General features: G+C 49.0%; 14 protein-coding genes. 4 read left to right on the top strand and 10 right to left on the bottom strand.

The genetic code is table 11. The annotated features are described in order from the left end of the window. Positions 1-212: 212 nt before the first annotated feature. Positions 213-1,778, bottom strand: coding sequence for an NAD(P)/FAD-dependent oxidoreductase (locus HMPREF0658_RS01950; RefSeq protein ID WP_006948181.1), 1,566 nt, complete (start codon positions 1,776-1,778; stop codon positions 213-215). Between the two features lie 216 nt (positions 1,779-1,994). On the opposite strand from HMPREF0658_RS01950, the gene HMPREF0658_RS01945 reads away from it, so the two are divergent. Next, positions 1,995-2,897 (top strand): carbohydrate kinase family protein, encoded by a 903-nt coding sequence (locus HMPREF0658_RS01945; protein ID WP_006948180.1) that lies wholly within the window; start codon positions 1,995-1,997, stop codon positions 2,895-2,897. 354 nt (positions 2,898-3,251) lie between these two features. Here the strand turns inward: HMPREF0658_RS01945 and HMPREF0658_RS01940 are convergent, their stop codons facing one another. From HMPREF0658_RS01940 to HMPREF0658_RS01925, 4 genes are read right to left on the bottom strand one after another with little or no spacing between them, the layout of a single operon-like run. Beyond that, entirely contained in the window at positions 3,252-4,817 is a 1,566-nt protein-coding gene (locus HMPREF0658_RS01940; RefSeq protein WP_006948179.1) for a leucine-rich repeat domain-containing protein, read from the bottom strand. Positions 4,818-4,850: 33 nt separating this feature from the next. Next, complete coding sequence (locus HMPREF0658_RS01935; protein ID WP_006948178.1) at positions 4,851-6,389, bottom strand: DUF6850 family outer membrane beta-barrel protein; 1,539 nt, start codon at positions 6,387-6,389, stop codon at positions 4,851-4,853. 4 nt (positions 6,390-6,393) lie between these two features. Continuing rightward, positions 6,394-7,707, bottom strand: coding sequence for a DUF4876 domain-containing protein (locus HMPREF0658_RS01930; protein ID WP_006948177.1), 1,314 nt, complete (start codon positions 7,705-7,707; stop codon positions 6,394-6,396). A 31-nt stretch (positions 7,708-7,738) separates the two neighbouring features. Further along, a complete protein-coding gene (locus HMPREF0658_RS01925) occupies positions 7,739-10,504 on the bottom strand; it encodes a TonB-dependent receptor (RefSeq protein ID WP_006948176.1) in 2,766 nt (921 codons plus the stop codon). Between the two features lie 345 nt (positions 10,505-10,849). Between HMPREF0658_RS01925 and HMPREF0658_RS01920 the strand changes: the two genes are divergently transcribed. Beyond that, a complete protein-coding gene (locus tag HMPREF0658_RS01920) occupies positions 10,850-11,077 on the top strand; it encodes a hypothetical protein (RefSeq protein ID WP_139047696.1) in 228 nt (75 codons plus the stop codon). A 47-nt stretch (positions 11,078-11,124) separates the two neighbouring features. Here HMPREF0658_RS01920 and hisS read toward each other — a convergent pair whose 3' ends face one another. From hisS to HMPREF0658_RS01895, 5 genes are all read right to left on the bottom strand, one after another. Beyond that, positions 11,125-12,483: a histidine--tRNA ligase gene (hisS, locus tag HMPREF0658_RS01915; protein WP_006948172.1), complete on the bottom strand. Its 1,359-nt coding sequence runs from the start codon at positions 12,481-12,483 to the stop codon at positions 11,125-11,127. Further along, complete coding sequence (locus tag HMPREF0658_RS01910) at positions 12,480-13,772, bottom strand: adenylosuccinate synthase (protein WP_006948170.1); 1,293 nt, start codon at positions 13,770-13,772, stop codon at positions 12,480-12,482. Before HMPREF0658_RS01910 ends, hisS begins: the two co-directional genes overlap by 4 nt. Positions 13,773-13,775: 3 nt before the next feature. Then, a complete protein-coding gene (locus HMPREF0658_RS01905; RefSeq protein ID WP_006948169.1) occupies positions 13,776-14,270 on the bottom strand; it encodes a Fur family transcriptional regulator in 495 nt (164 codons plus the stop codon). Positions 14,271-14,433: 163 nt separating this feature from the next. Beyond that, positions 14,434-14,967 (bottom strand): FHA domain-containing protein, encoded by a 534-nt coding sequence (locus HMPREF0658_RS01900; protein ID WP_006948167.1) that lies wholly within the window; start codon positions 14,965-14,967, stop codon positions 14,434-14,436. Between the two features lie 42 nt (positions 14,968-15,009). Further along, a complete protein-coding gene (locus HMPREF0658_RS01895; protein WP_024991057.1) occupies positions 15,010-16,056 on the bottom strand; it encodes an HU domain-containing protein in 1,047 nt (348 codons plus the stop codon). Positions 16,057-16,186: 130 nt separating this feature from the next. Here HMPREF0658_RS01895 and rfbC point away from each other — a divergent pair, with 130 nt between their 5' ends. Further along, complete coding sequence (gene rfbC / locus HMPREF0658_RS01890) at positions 16,187-16,735, top strand: dTDP-4-dehydrorhamnose 3,5-epimerase (protein ID WP_006948165.1); 549 nt, start codon at positions 16,187-16,189, stop codon at positions 16,733-16,735. Between the two features lie 35 nt (positions 16,736-16,770). Beyond that, positions 16,771-18,087: a UDP-glucose dehydrogenase family protein gene (locus tag HMPREF0658_RS01885; RefSeq protein WP_006948163.1), complete on the top strand. Its 1,317-nt coding sequence runs from the start codon at positions 16,771-16,773 to the stop codon at positions 18,085-18,087. Positions 18,088-18,105 lie beyond the last annotated feature (18 nt).

Genomic DNA, 18,105 nt, shown 5'->3' with positions numbered 1-18,105 from the left:
CACCTACCGCAATGCCGGAATAAATTATTCTTGGACTAAAGCACCTGCCGCAACACCGGAATAAATTATTCTTGGACTACGAAAACGAAAGGAGAGGGTGTGTCAAAATTGACGCACCCTCTCCTTTTTTTTTGTTTTGCTTCTTGCAGTCCAACTGCGAGCGCTAAGATTTTTGTTTTGAGCCTTGCAGTGAGGCAATCCCGTATGGATAGTCAAACGTTGAGATACAGGGCGCACATTTCTGCACAACGTTCTCCATCTATACCGGCAGAAACGATGCCGCCGGCATAGCCTGCGCCTTCGCCACATGGGAAAAGTCCACGGAGGCGTACGTGTTGCAGTGTTTCGTTGTCGCGGAGTATGCGCACAGGCGAAGAGGTACGGGTTTCTACGGCGATCAATACGGCTTCATGGGTAAGGAAACCTCGACTGGTTTGGCCGAACCGCTCAAAACCTTTTTGCAAACGCTTCACGATAGGGGCGGGCAGCCAGAAATGCAAGGGACTTGAAATCAGCCCCGGCGCATAAGAAGATTTGGGCAGGTCGTAGCTCAGCCTGCCTTGCACAAAGTCTGTCATGCGTTGTGCCGGAGCAGTCTGTTTCATGTTGCCTTGCTGCCAACATGTGCGTTCGAGCGTTTCTTGGAAAGTCATCAATCGCAAAACATCTTCGCCCTCCACATCTTCGGGGCGCACTTCAACCACCATGCCACTGTTAGACCATTTCGAGCCTCTGTTGGCGGGACTCATGCCGTTTACCACGATTTGTTGGGCTCCGGTAGCAGCAGGAATGACAAATCCTCCCGGACACATACAAAAACTGTAAACGCCGCGACCGTTGATTTGAGTAGCAAAGTTATACTCTGCCGCGGGCAAATACTTGCCCTTACCCTCTTTGTTGTGGTACTGTATTCGGTCGATAAGTGCGGCAGGATGCTCCACACGAACGCCCATGGCAAGTCCTTTGGCCTGCATTTCCACTTGTGTTCGGGCAAAGTAGCGGTAAATGTCTCTTGCCGAATGTCCCGTAGATAGTATCACTGCTCCGCGATAGGTCTCCATGGTATCGGTGAGCAAATTATGCGCTTCTACGCCGACAACGCGATCGCCATTGAGCAATAGTCCTGTCATCTTGGTTTGAAAATGCACCTCTCCGCCACATTTAATAATGGTATTGCGCATTTGTTCAATAACGGCAGGTAGTTTGTCCGTACCGATATGCGGATGAGCATCTGCCAAAATAGACGTAGATGCTCCATGTTGGCAAAACACCCGAAGTATCTTTTCTATGTTGCCCCGTTTCTTGCTGCGGGTGTAGAGTTTTCCATCGGAAAATGCGCCGGCACCTCCTTCGCCGAAGCAATAGTTGCTTTCTTCATCTACGCGGTGGGTCTTCGTAATGAGCGACAGGTCTTTTTTGCGGTCGTGCACATTCTTTCCGCGCTCCAAAACGATAGGTCGGAAGCCGAGTTCAATCAGCCGGAGAGAGGCGAACAGACCGCCGGGGCCTTCGCCTACGACAACAACATGTGGACAGTCGACCACTTCTCTGTACACCACCGGTTCGTAAACATCGTCTGCGGGTTGTTCGTTGATGTATACTCTAACGTTTAGATTGATCAAGATGGTGCGTTGTCGGGCATCGATGCTACGCCGAAGCACACGAACATGGGTAATGGTGCGGACATCGATGCCTTTCTCTCGGGCGATGTATTCCTTGATATGGTTCTCGGCAGAAGCAAGCTGCGGAGAAATTCTGAGTTGCAGTTCCTGTATCATAATCTTCAATCGTGATGAGGGTGGTCTTCGCATCGGAGCGATGCGGCATTTCCATGCAAAAGACAAATACTTCGGCCGAAGTATTTGTGTGCAAAAGTAGCCATTTATCAGCAGAAACTGTTGGCCGTTGCCATATTTCTTATTACTTTTGTGTCATAATGGCCTCGCGCCTCCCTGTTTATCAACTTCAAGTTAAACATCTAATAAACAATAGCAATGAAAACCATCTCATCTACCACATCTTATGTCATCGGAATCGGCGAAGCACTTTGGGACGTTCTCCCCGATGGAAAGAAACTCGGAGGTGCACCCGCCAACTTCGCTTACCATACCGGACAGTTCGGCCACCAAACGTTGGCTGTGAGTGCGCTCGGCAACGACAAACTTGCCGAAGAAACCCTCCATGCACTCGATGAAAGGGGACTGCAATACATCATGCCCCGAGTCCCTTATCCCACAGGTACCGTGCAGGTGGTGCTCGACGATGAGGGAGTGCCCACCTACGACATCCGCGAAAATGTGGCATGGGACAATATTCCTCTCACCGATGAGATGCTCACCGTAGCTCGAAACGCCTGCGCCGTATGCTGGGGATCACTTGCTCAGCGCAACGTTGTGTCGAGAGAGACCATCCGCCGATTTGTCCATGCCACACCCGAGGAAAGTCTTCGCATCTTCGACATCAACCTGCGGCAAACGTTTTATACGAAAGAAATCATAAAGGAATCGCTCAAACTCTGCAACGTTCTCAAGATAAACGACGAAGAACTCGTGAGCATTGGCCGTATGTTCGGTTATCCGGGGCTCGATATGGAAAATAAATGTTGGCTCATTCTCGGCAAGTACAACCTCAATATGCTCGTGCTCACCTGCGGTGTAAACGGTAGCTACGTTTTCACTCCGGGCTGCATGTCGTTTCAAGAAACGCCGAAAGTGGAAGTGGCCGATACCGTGGGAGCAGGCGATTCCTTTACCGGCTCTTTCTGCGCAGCCATTCTTCAAGGGAAATCGGTATGCGAGGCGCACCGTATTGCCGTAGAAGTGAGTGCCTATGTGTGCACCCAAAACGGAGCAATGCCCCGACTGCCCGAACAGTATCTTCGCCAAATACGACCTTAACATTAGCCTTGAAAGTCGTCTCTATATTAAGGGAATAGAGCCGGCAAACCGCTGTTTTGTTCGCTGGGTGCCAGCGATGTCAGCAAACCATTGTTTCTGTTCGCTGGATGCCAGCGATGTCAGCAAACCATTGTTTCTGTTCACTGGATGCCAGCGGTGTCAGCAAACCATTGTTTCTGTTCGCTGGATGCCAGCGGTGTCAGCAAACCATTGTTTCTGTTCGCTGGATGCCAGCGATGTCAGCAAACCATTGTTTCTGTTCACTGGATGTCAGCGGTGTCTGCAAGTTGACAAACGCAAAAAGGAGAAGGGTCTGCACCCTTCTCCTTTTTCTTTGGTTTGGAACAACGATTGTTACCTCACGATGACTTTCATGGTGCGGCCATCGCTCATCTTTACGATGTTCAGTCCCTTTTCGGGAGCGTTGAGACGTGCTCCGGCGGCGTTGTAGCGCGCCACTTCCACGATGGTGGCCGGTGTGGCGGTAGGCATCTCTATGCCGGTTACTACTTCGAGGTCGTCTATGATGTCGTTGAAGCCTGCATTTCCCCAAGCCTCATGCTTGTTGTATGCCTTCCTTGCACCCTTTACCACGTGCAGGTCTACAGAGCCGGCAAAGGTACCGAAGGCATCTCTGTCGCATGTCGGCGGTGTTTGGGCGTAGACGTTGATGGTGGCAATGGCATCGCACATAGACAGGAATCCCGCGCCGATATATTCCATGGTAGACGGGAGCGTGAGTGTGGTGAGTGAATAGCAGGCCTCGAAAGTGCCGGCTTCGATGCGCTTCACACCTTCGGGTATGGTTACGTCTTCCACATTGGTGTAGTAGAAACAGTTGGCACCTATCTCGCGCAGCGTGGTGGGCAGGGTGATTTCGGAAATGCCGGAGAAGTTGAAGGCATCGTCTCCTATCTTTACTACGCCATTTTGTACAACTACCTTTTGCAGACCGGGTTTCGCTTTGGAGTTCTGACCGCCGGCTTCAGTGAAAGCAGAGGCCGCGATTTCGGTCACGGAGTTAGGCACGGTGTATGCTTTTCCTGTCTTTGAGGTGGGATAGCAAAGCAATATCGACTTTTCTTTGTTGAACAACACGCCGCCATCGCTCACGTAGTGGGTGTTTGCTGCTGCCACATCGATACTTGTCAGGGCATAAGTGGCCGAGAATGCGGCTGTCCCTATCTGTTCTATCGATGCGGGTATGCTGATGGATGTCACAAACTTTGCCGTGTGGAATGCTGCGTCGCCGATGCGTTTTGTGCCTGCGGGTATCGTCACCGCATCTTTCACGTAGGGGAAGCACTGTATGAGCTTGCTGTCGGAAAGGCCTATGAGCAGTCCGTCGGTCACTTTAAATGCAGTGTTCCCTGTGGCAACGGTCACTTCTTTCAGGTCTTTCATGGCAGCAAAGGCACCATCGCCGATGGATTCCACCGCAGCCGGAATGGTCAACTTCTTGGCATGCTGGCTGAAGAAGGCTTTCTTACCAATCTTCTTCAGCGATGCGGGGAAGTCGATGTGTTGCAGGTCACTGCCTGAGAATGCCTCGTCGCCAATCTCTTTTAAATCTTGCGGCATGTAGAAGTACATGAGATAAAACGTGCCTTTGAAGCATTTCGCAGGGATACTTTCAAGGTTGGCATCGTGCAGGTTGATGGAATGCAGACCATTGTTCGTACCTTTCGTTGCAAGCCATGAGAGCAGTTCCATGTCTTCCTGATTGAGCGGGCCGATGACTTTCAGGCCTGTCAATGAAGAAAGCGTGGTGCCCTGAAGCTTTTTCTCAAGCGTTCCGGGCTTGTCTACCTGAATGATTACCTTGTTGAAATAGGCATCTGTGCTGTACTTGTAGTCGGATTGCGCAGAAACGGCTACCGAGAAAAGAGTACAAAGAAGAGTAAGTAAAATTTTGTTCATTGTGTTATGGTTTTTAAGTGATAAATTATTTTGTTATAGAGTAACGCCCAGCGACATGCTGAAAGCGTTTATCTTTTCGTGATTGCTGTAGTGTCTGTGGGCATAGGCGGTTTTGATGTATAGGCTTCTGACTGTCTTTTTGAGGGACAAATCGTATCTCACAGACAGGCCGAAGTCGGCATAGTTTGTAGACAGCATTCTGTAGTTTTGTTCCAATACGGGTATTGGTTTCTCGAAGAGTGCGGGCTGCGTCAGTGTCAGGTTCTTGCTTGTATGCGCCATGTAGCCGCCTTCCATTGCTGCAGAGAGCAGGTTCCGGCCGAGAAGACAGCTTATTTGAAAGTTCAGCCGACTGTCTATACCGGCGTATTTCAGTTCTCGGTACGGATCGACATAAGTCATTTTTACGCTGCGATAGGTGACCGACGGCAGACATTCCAACATCAGCCGTTCATGAGGGCGATACGCTCCTGCCATATCCAACGTGGCACTCTCCATGTTGCAGAGAAAAGGTTTCGTGCTTGCTATTTCGTGATAGTTCGTCACCCCGTTATCGTAGATGTGTTCCTTGCCCTCTCTATTCGTTTTTTCACCTTTGATGGCTACGTGAAAATCGTAGTTGTCGAGCTGTTTCGACCATGACAACTGTGCGGAGAGAGCCGTTTGGTAGGTGTCACAAAGCGGAAGAAATTGCTTGCTTGTCAGTCTTTTTTGAATGTGTTCACGCGAGAGTTGCACGGCTCCTTGCAGACCTTGTCCGTCAAGCGCATGCCACGTCACTCCTATATCCGACGAACTACCTTCGTATTTCACGCTGCTTTCCAATCCTTTGAAACGGAAGTACTGCATGCCAAGTCCCATCATGTGATACAACACCCGATTACCGTAAGGGCTGAGAAACATCATCGACCCTTGCTGCGAATACTTGTTGAGTGCGCCGTAAAGCCCTATGGCGTAGTGCCGATAGAGCCGATATGACAGGCCGATACGTCCTTTCACATCCAGCGAAGTGTTCTTGGGGCGCGGGTCTTGGTCTCGGTATTCTAACAACGAACGATAGCTCATGTCGGCTCCGAATCCCATTTTACGGCCTTGGTGGGCATATCCTCCGCTGAAAGAATAGGTTTCCCGTTTCAAGTCTACTGTCACACTGTCGGCCAGCACATAAGGGTAAACGCGTTCAAAATCTGATGCGAGATTCCATGAGGCTTGCAGTCGCTTTCCGTTTTCATAAGCGGCCTTTCCCCATACCACCGATTGTTTGTTGAGCCGAATATAGGAATCGGCATTGAAAAGAAACGCCCGCTTGCCACGGCCTATCTGTGCCACAGCGGGTAAGGATGCTTTCTTGTAGTCATAGCCGATGCCGACTTGCGAGAAGTCGTTCTCGTATCGGGTTGCCCATGTAGCCGGATTATGATACAACAGCAGGTTCGCATGCCTCGTGAGAGACATGCGTTCCTGTTGCAGTGCCAAGCCCCGTTCTGCCACCGTGTCGCTACTTATCGGCATCTGTGCCAAGGCGAGGGTAGGGAAGAGGCAGGCGAAAATCCATAATCCGTTTGCTTTCATCCGTTTATTTGAATACGTGGAACGGGTCAGCCTCCACTCTTTCGAAGTCGTCTCCGGAGTCGTTGGTGTCTTGCAACTTCTTGGTGGTGGCGTTGAACTTACGTCTTACGGCTTTTCCATATCTGTTTTTGTCGCGGTCTACCTCGCAGACCCACGTATAACCGTAGTCCAATGACGGGGCAATCAAGTCCCACTTCTTCTGGTCTTTGATAGCCAAGTTCACGGCATCGATAATCCATGTGTTAGGAATCTTCATGGCGTTGAAGTTCATTTCCTTCTTGTAACTACCGGAAACGAAAGTATATGAGTAGTCATATTTGTATTCCTCTTTCGTGGTAAACGTGTTGTCGTCTACCGTAAGGAAACCGATGGCGTAAGATTTGAAGCCTCTGTTATGAGGAATCCAGATGGTCAGAGACGTAGTAAACAGACGTATCATATTTTCAACATTCGGGTTATCAATATCGGTAAAGGCGGGATTGGTCGATTCATCGTACCACTCGAAGTTGGCCTTGCTTAAGTCCCATGAGTTGGGATTGTGGTCTTTGTCCTTATGATTGATGGCATTGTCGCAGATAAGGATTGATTCTCCGGGCTTTACAGGATATTTCTTGTCTACACCGTGCGTGCCGGGAACCCTTGTCAGGTAATCTATCGGCATGTAGGTGCTGCGCACGTCGGGCTTGTAGTCTTGTTGCAGCATCTGATTGAATTCACTTTCGGCAATGAAGAGACCATCGGCATAAAGCGTTTCATCTGACCTGTTGGTAATGCGGAAGTATGCATCGCCTATGTATTGTTTACCTTTCGGCGTGAGCGGACCGGAGACGCAAATCTCTGAAATGACAAATCCGTTGCTCACGTTTGCAAGGAAACCTTCCAACTTTGCCGAGGGGTCGATGCCTGCTGCGGAAGGTACAAGGTTGAGGTTCATAGCCGTAGCGTGCAGTTTTCTTGTCGCTTTCTTCGTATCGGCAAATACGATGGTACCATCCAAATCAATGTTGTACAGACCCTCGGCCACCTTTACAGAGTCTAACCGATAAGTGGTTTTCAACTTCCCGCCTTCGAGTTCAAACTCAACGTCTTTCTGGTTGAAAGTAACGTCGCGTCCCGTCGTCACGTTATAGAACTTCACTTGGATGTCTTTCAATTGTGTAACTCCCGACAACTCTTGAGGGATGGTCATCTCTAATCCCACCTTTGTTTGTTTGATTTGCTTGACAGGATCATTCTTGTCGTCGTCGCTACACGATGTGATGGCCGTCATGACGGCAAACATCAGCATGGAATAATAAAACAGTTTTTTCATTTTCATAAATTAATGGATTTGAGTTAATGATATTTGATTATATTTTTATATTCAGTTCCATTCCGAAGTAAGAGGAGAACGAACGGCGTATGATGAACTCACCCACTGTATAGTCCGGTGCAATACTTAGGAAACGGTCGGCGAAGAACGACAGACTGAGATGGTGTCCGAACTTCTTCGTGGCTTTGAAATTCACCAACATGTAGAATCTCTCCTTGCTGTCGAGACTTTGGCCGGCTGTTCCGGTGAGGACGAGCCATCGCTTGTAAGGATGTTTTCTGTCGGCTTCGGTATAGGGCTTCAGTTCCCCTGAAGTGTCCATATAGCCTATGGGAACGGCTGAGGTGGCAGGCCTATAGGTCTTTCCTATCCAATAGCATTCGGCCGTAGCCGAGAGAATCATGCCCAATCGGTCGAGATAGGTGTCGGCAATGATATTGGATGTGAATTGATATTTGTTGTATCTGTCGGTTGTCTGATAATATCCCATATACTTATCGTTGATAACCACTTTGCCTAACACTGCCAGCGAATTGAATTTGTATTCAGGTCGGCTGTTTTCATAGACGGTGTGAAACCATGCGCCATTTACTGTAATACGCGTATGGATGTATTTGATACGGGGTGAAGCGTATTGAAACTCGATGCCTTCTTTCATGATGCGCGACCCGTTTACAGTGCGTCCGTAGCTTCCGAGCACGGTGTCGGTCACGTAGGTAAGACTCTCCAACGATGGCGGCCCTGTGAGTGTAGACGGGTTGATGGTAGATGTGTCGTAAGCCTTGTATATATAGGGGGCAACTTCTGCTACCGAACGGAATCCGTCTTTCATATCTTCATTGAAATACGTGATGTTGAAATGATGGTTTTTATAATCGCTTCCGAAGCGCAACTCCCATTTTCTGTTTCTTGCGGGCTGGAGGTTGTAGTTGGTGGGATTGATTTTATAGGTGCGTATATTGATACGTTTGTAGGCCGGATTGATGTGCCAATAGCTCATCTGTGTGATGTCTTTGTACACGTAGTCGGGATAGAGGTCGGCCATGATGGGCATCTTTGTCATCCGTCCTACTCCGCCCGAGAGATACAGGTTCCATTCTTTTGCGACGGAGAAGTCCCACTGCACGTTCAGCCGCGCATCGTAATAAGTTTTTCCGTACATGGTATAGGCCTTGTCGAGGTTGAGCATCTGCGTGGTTCTTACGCCTGCCATCAGCGAAAATTGATGTTTTCCCAAGGGCAATGTGGCGTATTCTTCTATGAAAGACGATGCTATGGAGGTGGCGGGAATGTTTTTATAGCTGCGCGGACGGCGAGAGGCGGAGGCATGGAGGGGACGCTCGAGGTCGAATATCTGTCCTCTTCCGTAGTTTTTGTTCAACTGCCATTCCCCGCCAACGGTAAACTGATGGGTGATTTCCCACGTTTTCTTCACCCATTCGGCTTCACTTTTCAGCGTGGAATAAAAGGGTAATCCCTCCACCCGATAGTCTGAAATGTAGTGACGTGACAGGAATTTGCCGTCGTACTCGCCACTCTCGTAAACCATGGGAACGGTGCGGTCGCGGTCGAGCGACACGAGTTCTACCTGATGGATTTTGTCCATCGCCAGACTTGCGGCATAGCTGAATGCAATCCGTTTGAGCCATGTCTCGCCATGGTTTTCAAACGTCAGGCGGTTGTTCAGTCCGAATTTGTTGTAAGAAGACCGGTAGCTGTCTTCTAAACTAATCTGCACCTCGGGGTCGGTCTTTACGTTGTCGATGGTGGTGGCGTAGTCTCCCGTTCCGTTCCATTGCATCGTCCAAACGTCGTTCAGATTCCACTTCTTTTGCGTACGGGCAGAGAGGGTGACACGCGTATAGGTCTCGAACCGGTTTCGAGGGTCGGCTTTTGAGAGCAGAAGGCCGCCATCTACATTGAGTTTCCATTGGTTGGCAAACTCGAAACCCTTGCCTACCGACAGCAACTTTCCGTATTCATCGGCTTTGAAGCGTGCCTGCAACGGCGTGTAAGATTGTTTGCGGGTAATATTAATCAGTCCGCTTGTCAGGTCGCCGTACTTCACCGAGGGAATGCCTCGCACGATTTCCACCTTTTCGATGTTGTCTGTCGGGATGGTTCTCATGTCCACTCCGTAGTCCGTATGATTGCGTTCTGAATCTTCATCGCTTTGAGTGGCACCTTGCACGTATTGCATGTTGGCGTCTGTTCCTATGGTCTGACCATCGATAATGAACTTAGTGCCCAGCGATGACGTGGCATATTGACCGCTGGCAATACCCACTTCACGCAGTCTTATCACGTTAGCACTGCCCATGTTGGGAAGTTTTGTCATGCTGCCGGGCAGCAATGCCAACAAGTCAGTAAAGGAAGAAGGTTGCAGATGCTCCATGGCCACCTGCCCGATGATGGAAGTGGCGGTCATGCCTTTCTTCTCTGAGGCTGTCACTACGACCTCGTTGAGGTGTTGTGCACCCGATGTGAGCACAATAGAAAGGTCGGCATCGCGTGTCAGCCATAAGGTGGTGTCGACGGGTTCGTAACCGATGAGCGAGACATTCAGGCTTACATTTCCCTCTTCTATTTCCGTCAGTTCGAATCGTCCGTCGGCGTTGGTGACGGTGCCTTTGAGAAAGCGCCCTTTTCGCGACAGCTTAACGGTAACAGCCGGCAATGCGTTCCTGTCGTGAGAATCGGTTACAATTCCCTTGATACGATGCGTTTTACCGCTTGGGGTCTGCGCATGAAGACGCAGGCCGACAAGGCAAAAAAACACTATCAGACAGGTATATTTACTCATGAGGTTTCGTCGTGTATGGTAAAAGCATAGCTTTGATCTCGTAAGAGCATAGCTCTGAGGGCGTAGGAGCATAGCTCTGACACGCTAAAAGCATAGCTTTTTGTGGTACAAAATTACCCCATAGTTTTATGATGGGCAATACCTAAAAAAGACGATTTTATGGCATAGAATGCGCAGATATACCCGATGAAGAGGCGTTTAAAGAAAAAATGAGGGATGGAATATCATTATTTATAGGTATTCCGGATGAAGAATAAAAAGGAGTTTACCAGCATTAAAGACACGGGGAGAACGCTTCGGTAGTGCCTTACATCGGATATGAAGTCCGTCGAACACTTCGCCGACATGGTCAGACACTCTGATAGTATCGGCGCACACTTCGCCGGCATGGTTTGGCACTCAGGCGGTCTCGTCGAACACTTCGCCGGCTTAGTCAGACACTCTGATGGTATCGGCGAACACTTCGCCGGCATGGTTTGGCACTCAGACGGCCTCGGCGCACACTTCGCCGGCTTAGTCAGACACTCGGAGAAGCCTATCGAAGACTTCGCCGGCATTTTACATCACGTGTAATGCCGGCAGAAGTTTCTCAGCAAGAGTAAGAATCAGAAGATTGAGGCTTATGAAAGCAGGGTAATAAGTTCTTTGGCAGATACGAGTTGCTGTGTTCCCGTCTCCATATTCTTAACGGTGATTTTGTTTTCTGCTATCTCGTTATCGCCTGCCAAGGCTACAAATGGAATGTGTTTGGCATTGGCATAGGTCATCTGCTTTTTCATCTTGGCCTTATCGGGGTATATTTCAGCACGGATGCCGTTGCTTCTTAACTCGGATAATACGGGTAGGCAGTAGGCTGTTTCCGTTTCACCGAAGTTGATGAACAAGACCTTGGTGGCATTGATGGCATTCTTGGGATAGAGGTCGAGCGCGTTGAGCACGTCGAAAATTCTGTCGGCACCGAATGAGATACCTACGCCGCTCAGTCCCTGTATGCCGAAGATACCGGTAAGATTGTCGTACCTTCCGCCGCCGGTAATACTGCCTATTTCCACATCGAGCGCCTTTACTTCAAAGATAGCACCGGTGTAATAGTTTAAGCCACGTGCCAAAGTGAGATCGAATTGCAGTTCGTTTTTCAGACCGCAATCGGCCAACGTATGGAGAATAAAACGGGTTTCTTCTACGCCTTTTTGGCCTGTTTCGCTGTCTTTCAGCAGGTCGGCAATGACGGATAACTTCTCGTCATTGGTTCCGGAAAGAGTGATGATGGGTTGAAGGCGGGCGATGGTTTCGTCGTTAAGCCCTGCGTTGCGCAACTCCTCGTTTACGTTGTCGAGCCCGATTTTATCGAGTTTGTCTATTGCCACGGTGATGTCTATGATTTTGTCGCCGGCTCCGATGGTCTCGGCAATACCCGACAAAATCTTTCGGTTGTTGATTTTGATTTGCACGCGCACACCAAAACGGGAAAAAACAGTATCGATGATTTGCATGAACTCCACTTCATTGAGTAAAGAATCGGAACCAACCACATCGGCATCGCATTGGTAAAATTCACGATAACGCCCCTTTTGCGGTCGGTCTGCACGCCAAACGGGTTGTATCTGGTAACGCTTGAAAGGCAGCTGAAGCTCTTCTCGATGCATTACTACATAACGTGCGAAGGGTACGGTGAGGTCGTAGCGCAGACCTTTCTCACAGAGTTTGGCTGCCAATGGCAGAGCATGGCGTTGCAGCAATTCGTCATCCGACACCTTGCTTAGATAGTCGCCGGAGTTGAGAATCTTAAAAAGCAGTTTGTCGCCTTCTTCTCCATATTTGCCCATGAGCGTCTGTAATGTCTCCATGGCTGGAGTTTCTATCTGCTGAAAGCCATAAAGGGCATAAACATCGCGGATGGTATCGAAGATATAGTTGCGCTTAGCCATCTCTTCGGGTGAGAAGTCGCGCGTGCCTTTGGGTATGCTCGGTTTGTTCATTTGACGAGGTTGTTGGAGTTTCTAACAATGGTTTGTGCCCTGTCAGGGCCTACAGAGATGATAGCGATGGGTGTTTCTAATTGCTCTTCGAGAAAGCTCACATAGTCTTTGAATGCTTTGGGAAACGCTTCCTCGCGGGTGATTTGGGTCATGTCTGTCTGCCAACCGGGCAATTCACGGTAAACGGGTTCGATGTCTCTTTCCACGTTATAGGGGAAATGGTCTATTGTTTCGCCTTTGTATCGGTAAGCCACGCAGGCTTTGATAACGGAAAAAGTGTCGAGCACATCGCTCTTCATCATGATGAGTTGCGTAACGCCGTTGAGCATAATAGCATAGCGTAAGGCAACGAGGTCTATCCATCCGCAGCGGCGTTCGCGTCCTGTCACGGCACCATATTCGTGGCCGATGTTGCGCAAGGCATCGCCTGTGGCATCGAAAAGCTCGGTAGGGAAAGGACCGGCACCCACACGTGTGCAATAGGCTTTCATGATGCCGTAAACATTTCCTATCTTATTGGGGGCTATCCCAAGACCTGTACAAGCACCGGCACAGACCGTATTAGAGGAAGTAACGAAAGGATAGCTGCCGAAATCGACATCAAGCATAGTGCCCTGTGCACCTTCGCAGAGGATGGACTTTCCCGAACGAAGCAGTTGATTCATTTCATGTTCGCTGTCTATGAAGCGAAACCGGCGCATATATTCTATGCCTTGCATCCATTTGCGCTCTGTCTCCTCGAGGTTGTAGTCGGTATAGCCGAGGGCTTTCAGCATCTTTTCGTGACGCGCTTTGCAGGCTTCGTATTTGCTGGAGAAATCGTTGTCGATGTCGCCCACTCGCAGTCCGTTACGGCTCACCTTGTCGGTGTAGGCAGGACCGATGCCCTTTCCGGTGGTTCCCACGCGTTTTGCACCCTTAGCAGCCTCTTGTGCGGCATCAAGCAAGCGATGAGTAGGCATGATGAGGTGTGCCTTGCGGGAGATACAGAGGCGGTTTTCTAACTCATGACCGCTTTTCTGTAACTCGAGGACTTCATCCATGAAGAGGTCGGGAGCTAAGACAACACCATTTCCGATGATGTTGGTCCTGCCGCCTTGGAAGATTCCTGATGGGATGCTTCGCAAGACATATTTCTGCGATTCAAACTCTAAGGTGTGACCGGCATTAGGCCCTCCTTGGAAGCGGGCTATCACATCGTATGCAGGGGTGAGTACATCAACCACTTTCCCTTTACCTTCGTCGCCCCACTGCAAGCCCAGCAGGACATCCACTTTTCCTGTTTTCATCTTTTATCTTGATTTCTGTTGTTTCATTTTCGCTTCTAAGTTCTTCTGTCGGGTGAGTTTTCCCTGACAGTTGCTGCAAATGCCATAGACGTAAAGTGTGAAGCCCGACCGTCGGAAACGATGGAAACGGGCGTTTTCAATAGCGGCTCCTACTTCGGGTACAGGTATCTCCAAAACGCTGCCGCACATGGTGCAAATCTGATGACAGTGGCTTTGGTTTTTGTAGCAGGCCTCATAGAGTGTGCCGCCTTGAAAGTGATGACTTATCACAAGACGCAGTTTCATGAGCAGTTTCATTGTATTGTACAACGTGGCACGGCTCACGTAGAACTTAGCTTTCTCAAGCCGGGTGCCGAGTTCTTCGAGCGAGAAGTGATGATGAGTATTGTATATCTCGTCGAGAATGGCAAACCTTTCAGGGGTTTTCCTACGGTTTTCCATTTCCAGATAGTTGGTAAGAATCTGTCGCACGGTTGATTTGATACTTTCGTCTGTCATTGTCTGTCACTTCTTGTCGTAGCGGGACAAAAGTACAAAAAAATCTGCGATAAATCCATAACCATCTATGTTTTTTATGGCTTGGCGAATATCGCAGAGAGAAAGAAGAAAAATGATAGTGGGAAATGAGAGTTTCGGGAAAGCCCGAAAATAGGTTATAGCGTTACATGGAAGAAGATTCTGCAGCACGGAGAATAACGGAGGTTGCTCCGATGGTGAAGAGTGTGCCGTTGGTGATGATGCGACGTTCGCGGTCTCCCAATATGACATTGTCTACAAAGGTGCCGGTATAGCTGGGGGCATCGCGCAGAATATATTTCAACCGTCCGCTCTTTTCGCGGCTGACATTGATAATGCAGTGGTGCATATCGATGCTGGGGTCGGCCGTCTCAATAGGAATATCGGCTTTGGTGCCTTTCACGTATCGACCGATAACATTGTCTCCCATGTGCAGAGGCAGCACTTGTTTGTAGTGAAACGTATTTTCTATGACAACGATAGAGCCACAGCCACCCTCATTGGCCAGCTCGTCGGGATGCTCGTCTTTCTGCATATTGCGCATTTTTGACACACCGATACGTATGCCGAATTCCTTTCCGCATTCATCGCATTGAAACACGAGGGACTGACCAACTACATATTTTGTTTCATCAAATATGATATAGTGGTCGCATTTGGGACATTTGATACGTTTCATTAAAATATAAGGGGAGAATGTTTGCTATCAGGCAAATCGTAGTTACGGGCGTATAAAAGTAATCCAGCCTTCCTTGAAATCGCTGTAACCTTGCTTCTTATTCAGTTCTGTACGGGCTTCGGACTCGGTGGCAAACGTGCCGTAAATCACTTTTACTCGTTTGCGTTGTATGCAGATGTTGGCGGCATTGAATCCCTGTTTGTGTAATTGCTTCACAAAGCTGCGGGCATTGTTTTTTGTCACATGGCTCGCCAGCACAATCGTATAGAATCCGTGATGCTCCTCTTTGGCCGGTGTGGCATGGGAAGAAACTTTTGAGGACGTAGCTGCCGGCTTAGAAACGATATTCATATGAGGAGTATCAGTATGAACTTCGGTGGGCATCAGTTCTTTCAGCAGATTGAAATCGAAATAACTCTTAGCCAAGTACTGTCGGCTGTCGTTTCCGAAAGGTTCTACCACAAGCAAAAAGGCCACAAGTATGAGAATAGCGGCAGCCATATTGCGCAGCACGCTCAATTTGATACTGATACGTCCATCGTTGTCGTCCTCACTTTCGAGTTCATCGTTGTCCGATAACTCTTCCACAGCGTGCATGACTTTGGGCGTTTCAGGCAGAGGAACGGAAGCAACAAAGGTCTTCTCAGAAATGTTTTCTGCTGAATAGTCGGAGCGCAGTGGCATCTCGAAACCGCTTAATCCGTAAAAGGAGGGCGTGAGTACACCGGCCTCACAGGGAACGAAATCGTAGCTCCCATTTTCATTGAGGGAAAGGGTGCCGAGGTCGTTCAGCTCATACAGCCCCTCGTCGGCTATACATTGCTGCAACTCTTCCACTTCGTGTTCGATTCGTGTGATGGCTTCGGGATAGCTGATGTCATAGGCATCCATATAGGAAAGCACCAGCAAAGAGTCGTTGAGTCGTAATTGCGGATTGAATCCGAGGGTACGATAAGGTGGCAAAAACATACGGTCAATAGCTTCGTAGCGGGCATGCACACGATGTGCAACAAAGCCTCCGAAGTCTGGAACAATCACGCAGTCATTGCTTAAAAGCAGTATCTCAATATGTCTGTCTAATTCAATCACGAATGCAAAAATACGCTTTTTCCATGAATTACCCAAATAAAACATTCCGTTCGGTAAAAAAAAGATGAGAGCTTCTTTTATTATGATTATTCTGAGTATATTTGCATCGCATTAGATTCAATAAGAAGCGATGAAGTTTATACGAACGAAGATTGATGGCGTGTTTATCATCGAGCCCAAGGTTTTTTACGATGAACGTGGCTATTTTTTTGAAGCATTTAAGCAAGAAGAGTTTGAGCAAAACGTCGGAAAAGTGACATTCATTCAAGACAATGAATCGAAATCTTCTTATGGCGTGTTGCGCGGACTGCATTATCAGAAAGGAGAATACTCACAAGCCAAGTTGGTGCGCGTCATCAAAGGACGTGTCATTGATGTGGCGGTAGACATTCGTAAGAGTTCTCCTACGTTCGGTCAATACGTCATGGTGGAATTGAATGACGAAAACAAACGGCAATTTTTTATTCCCAAAGGTTTCGCCCACGGTTTTCTCGTGTTGAGCGATGAGGCCGTGTTTACCTATAAAGTTGATGCAGCCTATGCCCCGCAGGCCGAAGCGAGCATCCGTTTCAACGATTCCGATATTGCCATCCCTTGGCCGATAAGCGAAAAGGAAATCATGGTAAGCCAGAAAGACTTATTAGCTGGAGGACTACGGGATAGCGAACTGTTCGACTAACGTTCACCATTATATATAGTATTACCCAAACGAGCATGAATATAGCAGTAGTGGGAACCGGTTATGTAGGGTTGGTATCAGGTGCGTGTTTTGCCGATACCGGAGCCATCGTTACTTGCGTTGATGTGGATGCACAGAAGATTGCGCGTCTGCAACAAGGAGACATTCCCATCTATGAACCGGGACTTGACGAGTTGGTCATGAAAAACGTGAAAGCCGGACGGTTAAAGTTTACGACCGACCTGCACGAAGTTATCAACGAGCAACAGATTGTCTTCTCTGCTGTGGGTACTCCGCCCGACGACGACGGTTCGGCAGACTTACAATATGTGTTGCAGGTGGCTAAGACCATCGGTGAAAGTATTGAAAGATACATCGTAGTCGTGACGAAAAGCACAGTTCCTGTAGGCACATCGCAACGCGTAAAAGAAACGATACAAGCCGAACTCGACCGCCGAGGCGTAAACGTAGCTTTCGATGTTGCCAGCAATCCGGAGTTTCTGAAAGAAGGTAATGCCATCAAAGACTTCATGAGCCCCGACCGCGTCGTGGTGGGAGTAGAGAGCGAACGTGCCAAAAAGCTGCTCACCAAGCTGTACAAACCTTTTCTCATCAATAACTTTCGTATCATCTTCATGGATATTCCCAGCGCCGAGATGACTAAGTATGCCGCCAATTCCATGTTGGCAACGCGCATTTCTTTTATGAACGACATTGCCAACTTGTGCGAACTCGTGGGGGCTGATGTCAATAGCGTACGTGCAGGCATCGGCAGCGACACTCGTATCGGTCGTAAGTTCCTTTATGCCGGATGCGGATATGGCGGCTCTTGTTTCCCGAAAGATGTAAAGGCACTTATCAAAACGGCTGCCGATAAGGGCTATCCCATGGAGGTGCTGCAAGCTGTGGAGCGTGTGAACAAGAGACAGAAGAGCATTCTTTTCGAGAAACTCATCCGCATCTATGGCCGCGACGGACTGCAAGATAAAACCGTTGCTCTGTGGGGACTTTCTTTCAAACCCGAGACCGACGACATGCGCGAGTCTACTGCTCTTGTCATGATCGACAAACTCCTCCATGCCGGATGTCGCATACGCGTTTACGACCCCATCGCCATGGACGAATGCCGGCGCAGGGTAGGGGAGCACGTGACGTATTGCCGCGATATGTACGACGCTGCTGTGGGAGCCGACGCCCTGCTGCTGCTGACCGAATGGAAAGAATTCCGCCTGCCGAGTTGGGAAGCTATCGGTCGATTGATGCACCACCGTCTCCTCATTGACGGACGCAATATCTACGATGCCGAAGAACTCTCTGAAGCCGGATTCCAATACCATTGCATCGGAAAATAAAGCCCTCTATCAACACCA

The organism is Hoylesella marshii DSM 16973 = JCM 13450, assembly GCF_000146675.1.
Classification (GTDB): Bacteria; Bacteroidota; Bacteroidia; order Bacteroidales; family Bacteroidaceae; genus Prevotella; species Prevotella marshii.
The sequence above is the reverse complement of the archived record's forward strand: the minus strand, read 5'-3'. Positions and strand labels throughout refer to the sequence as shown.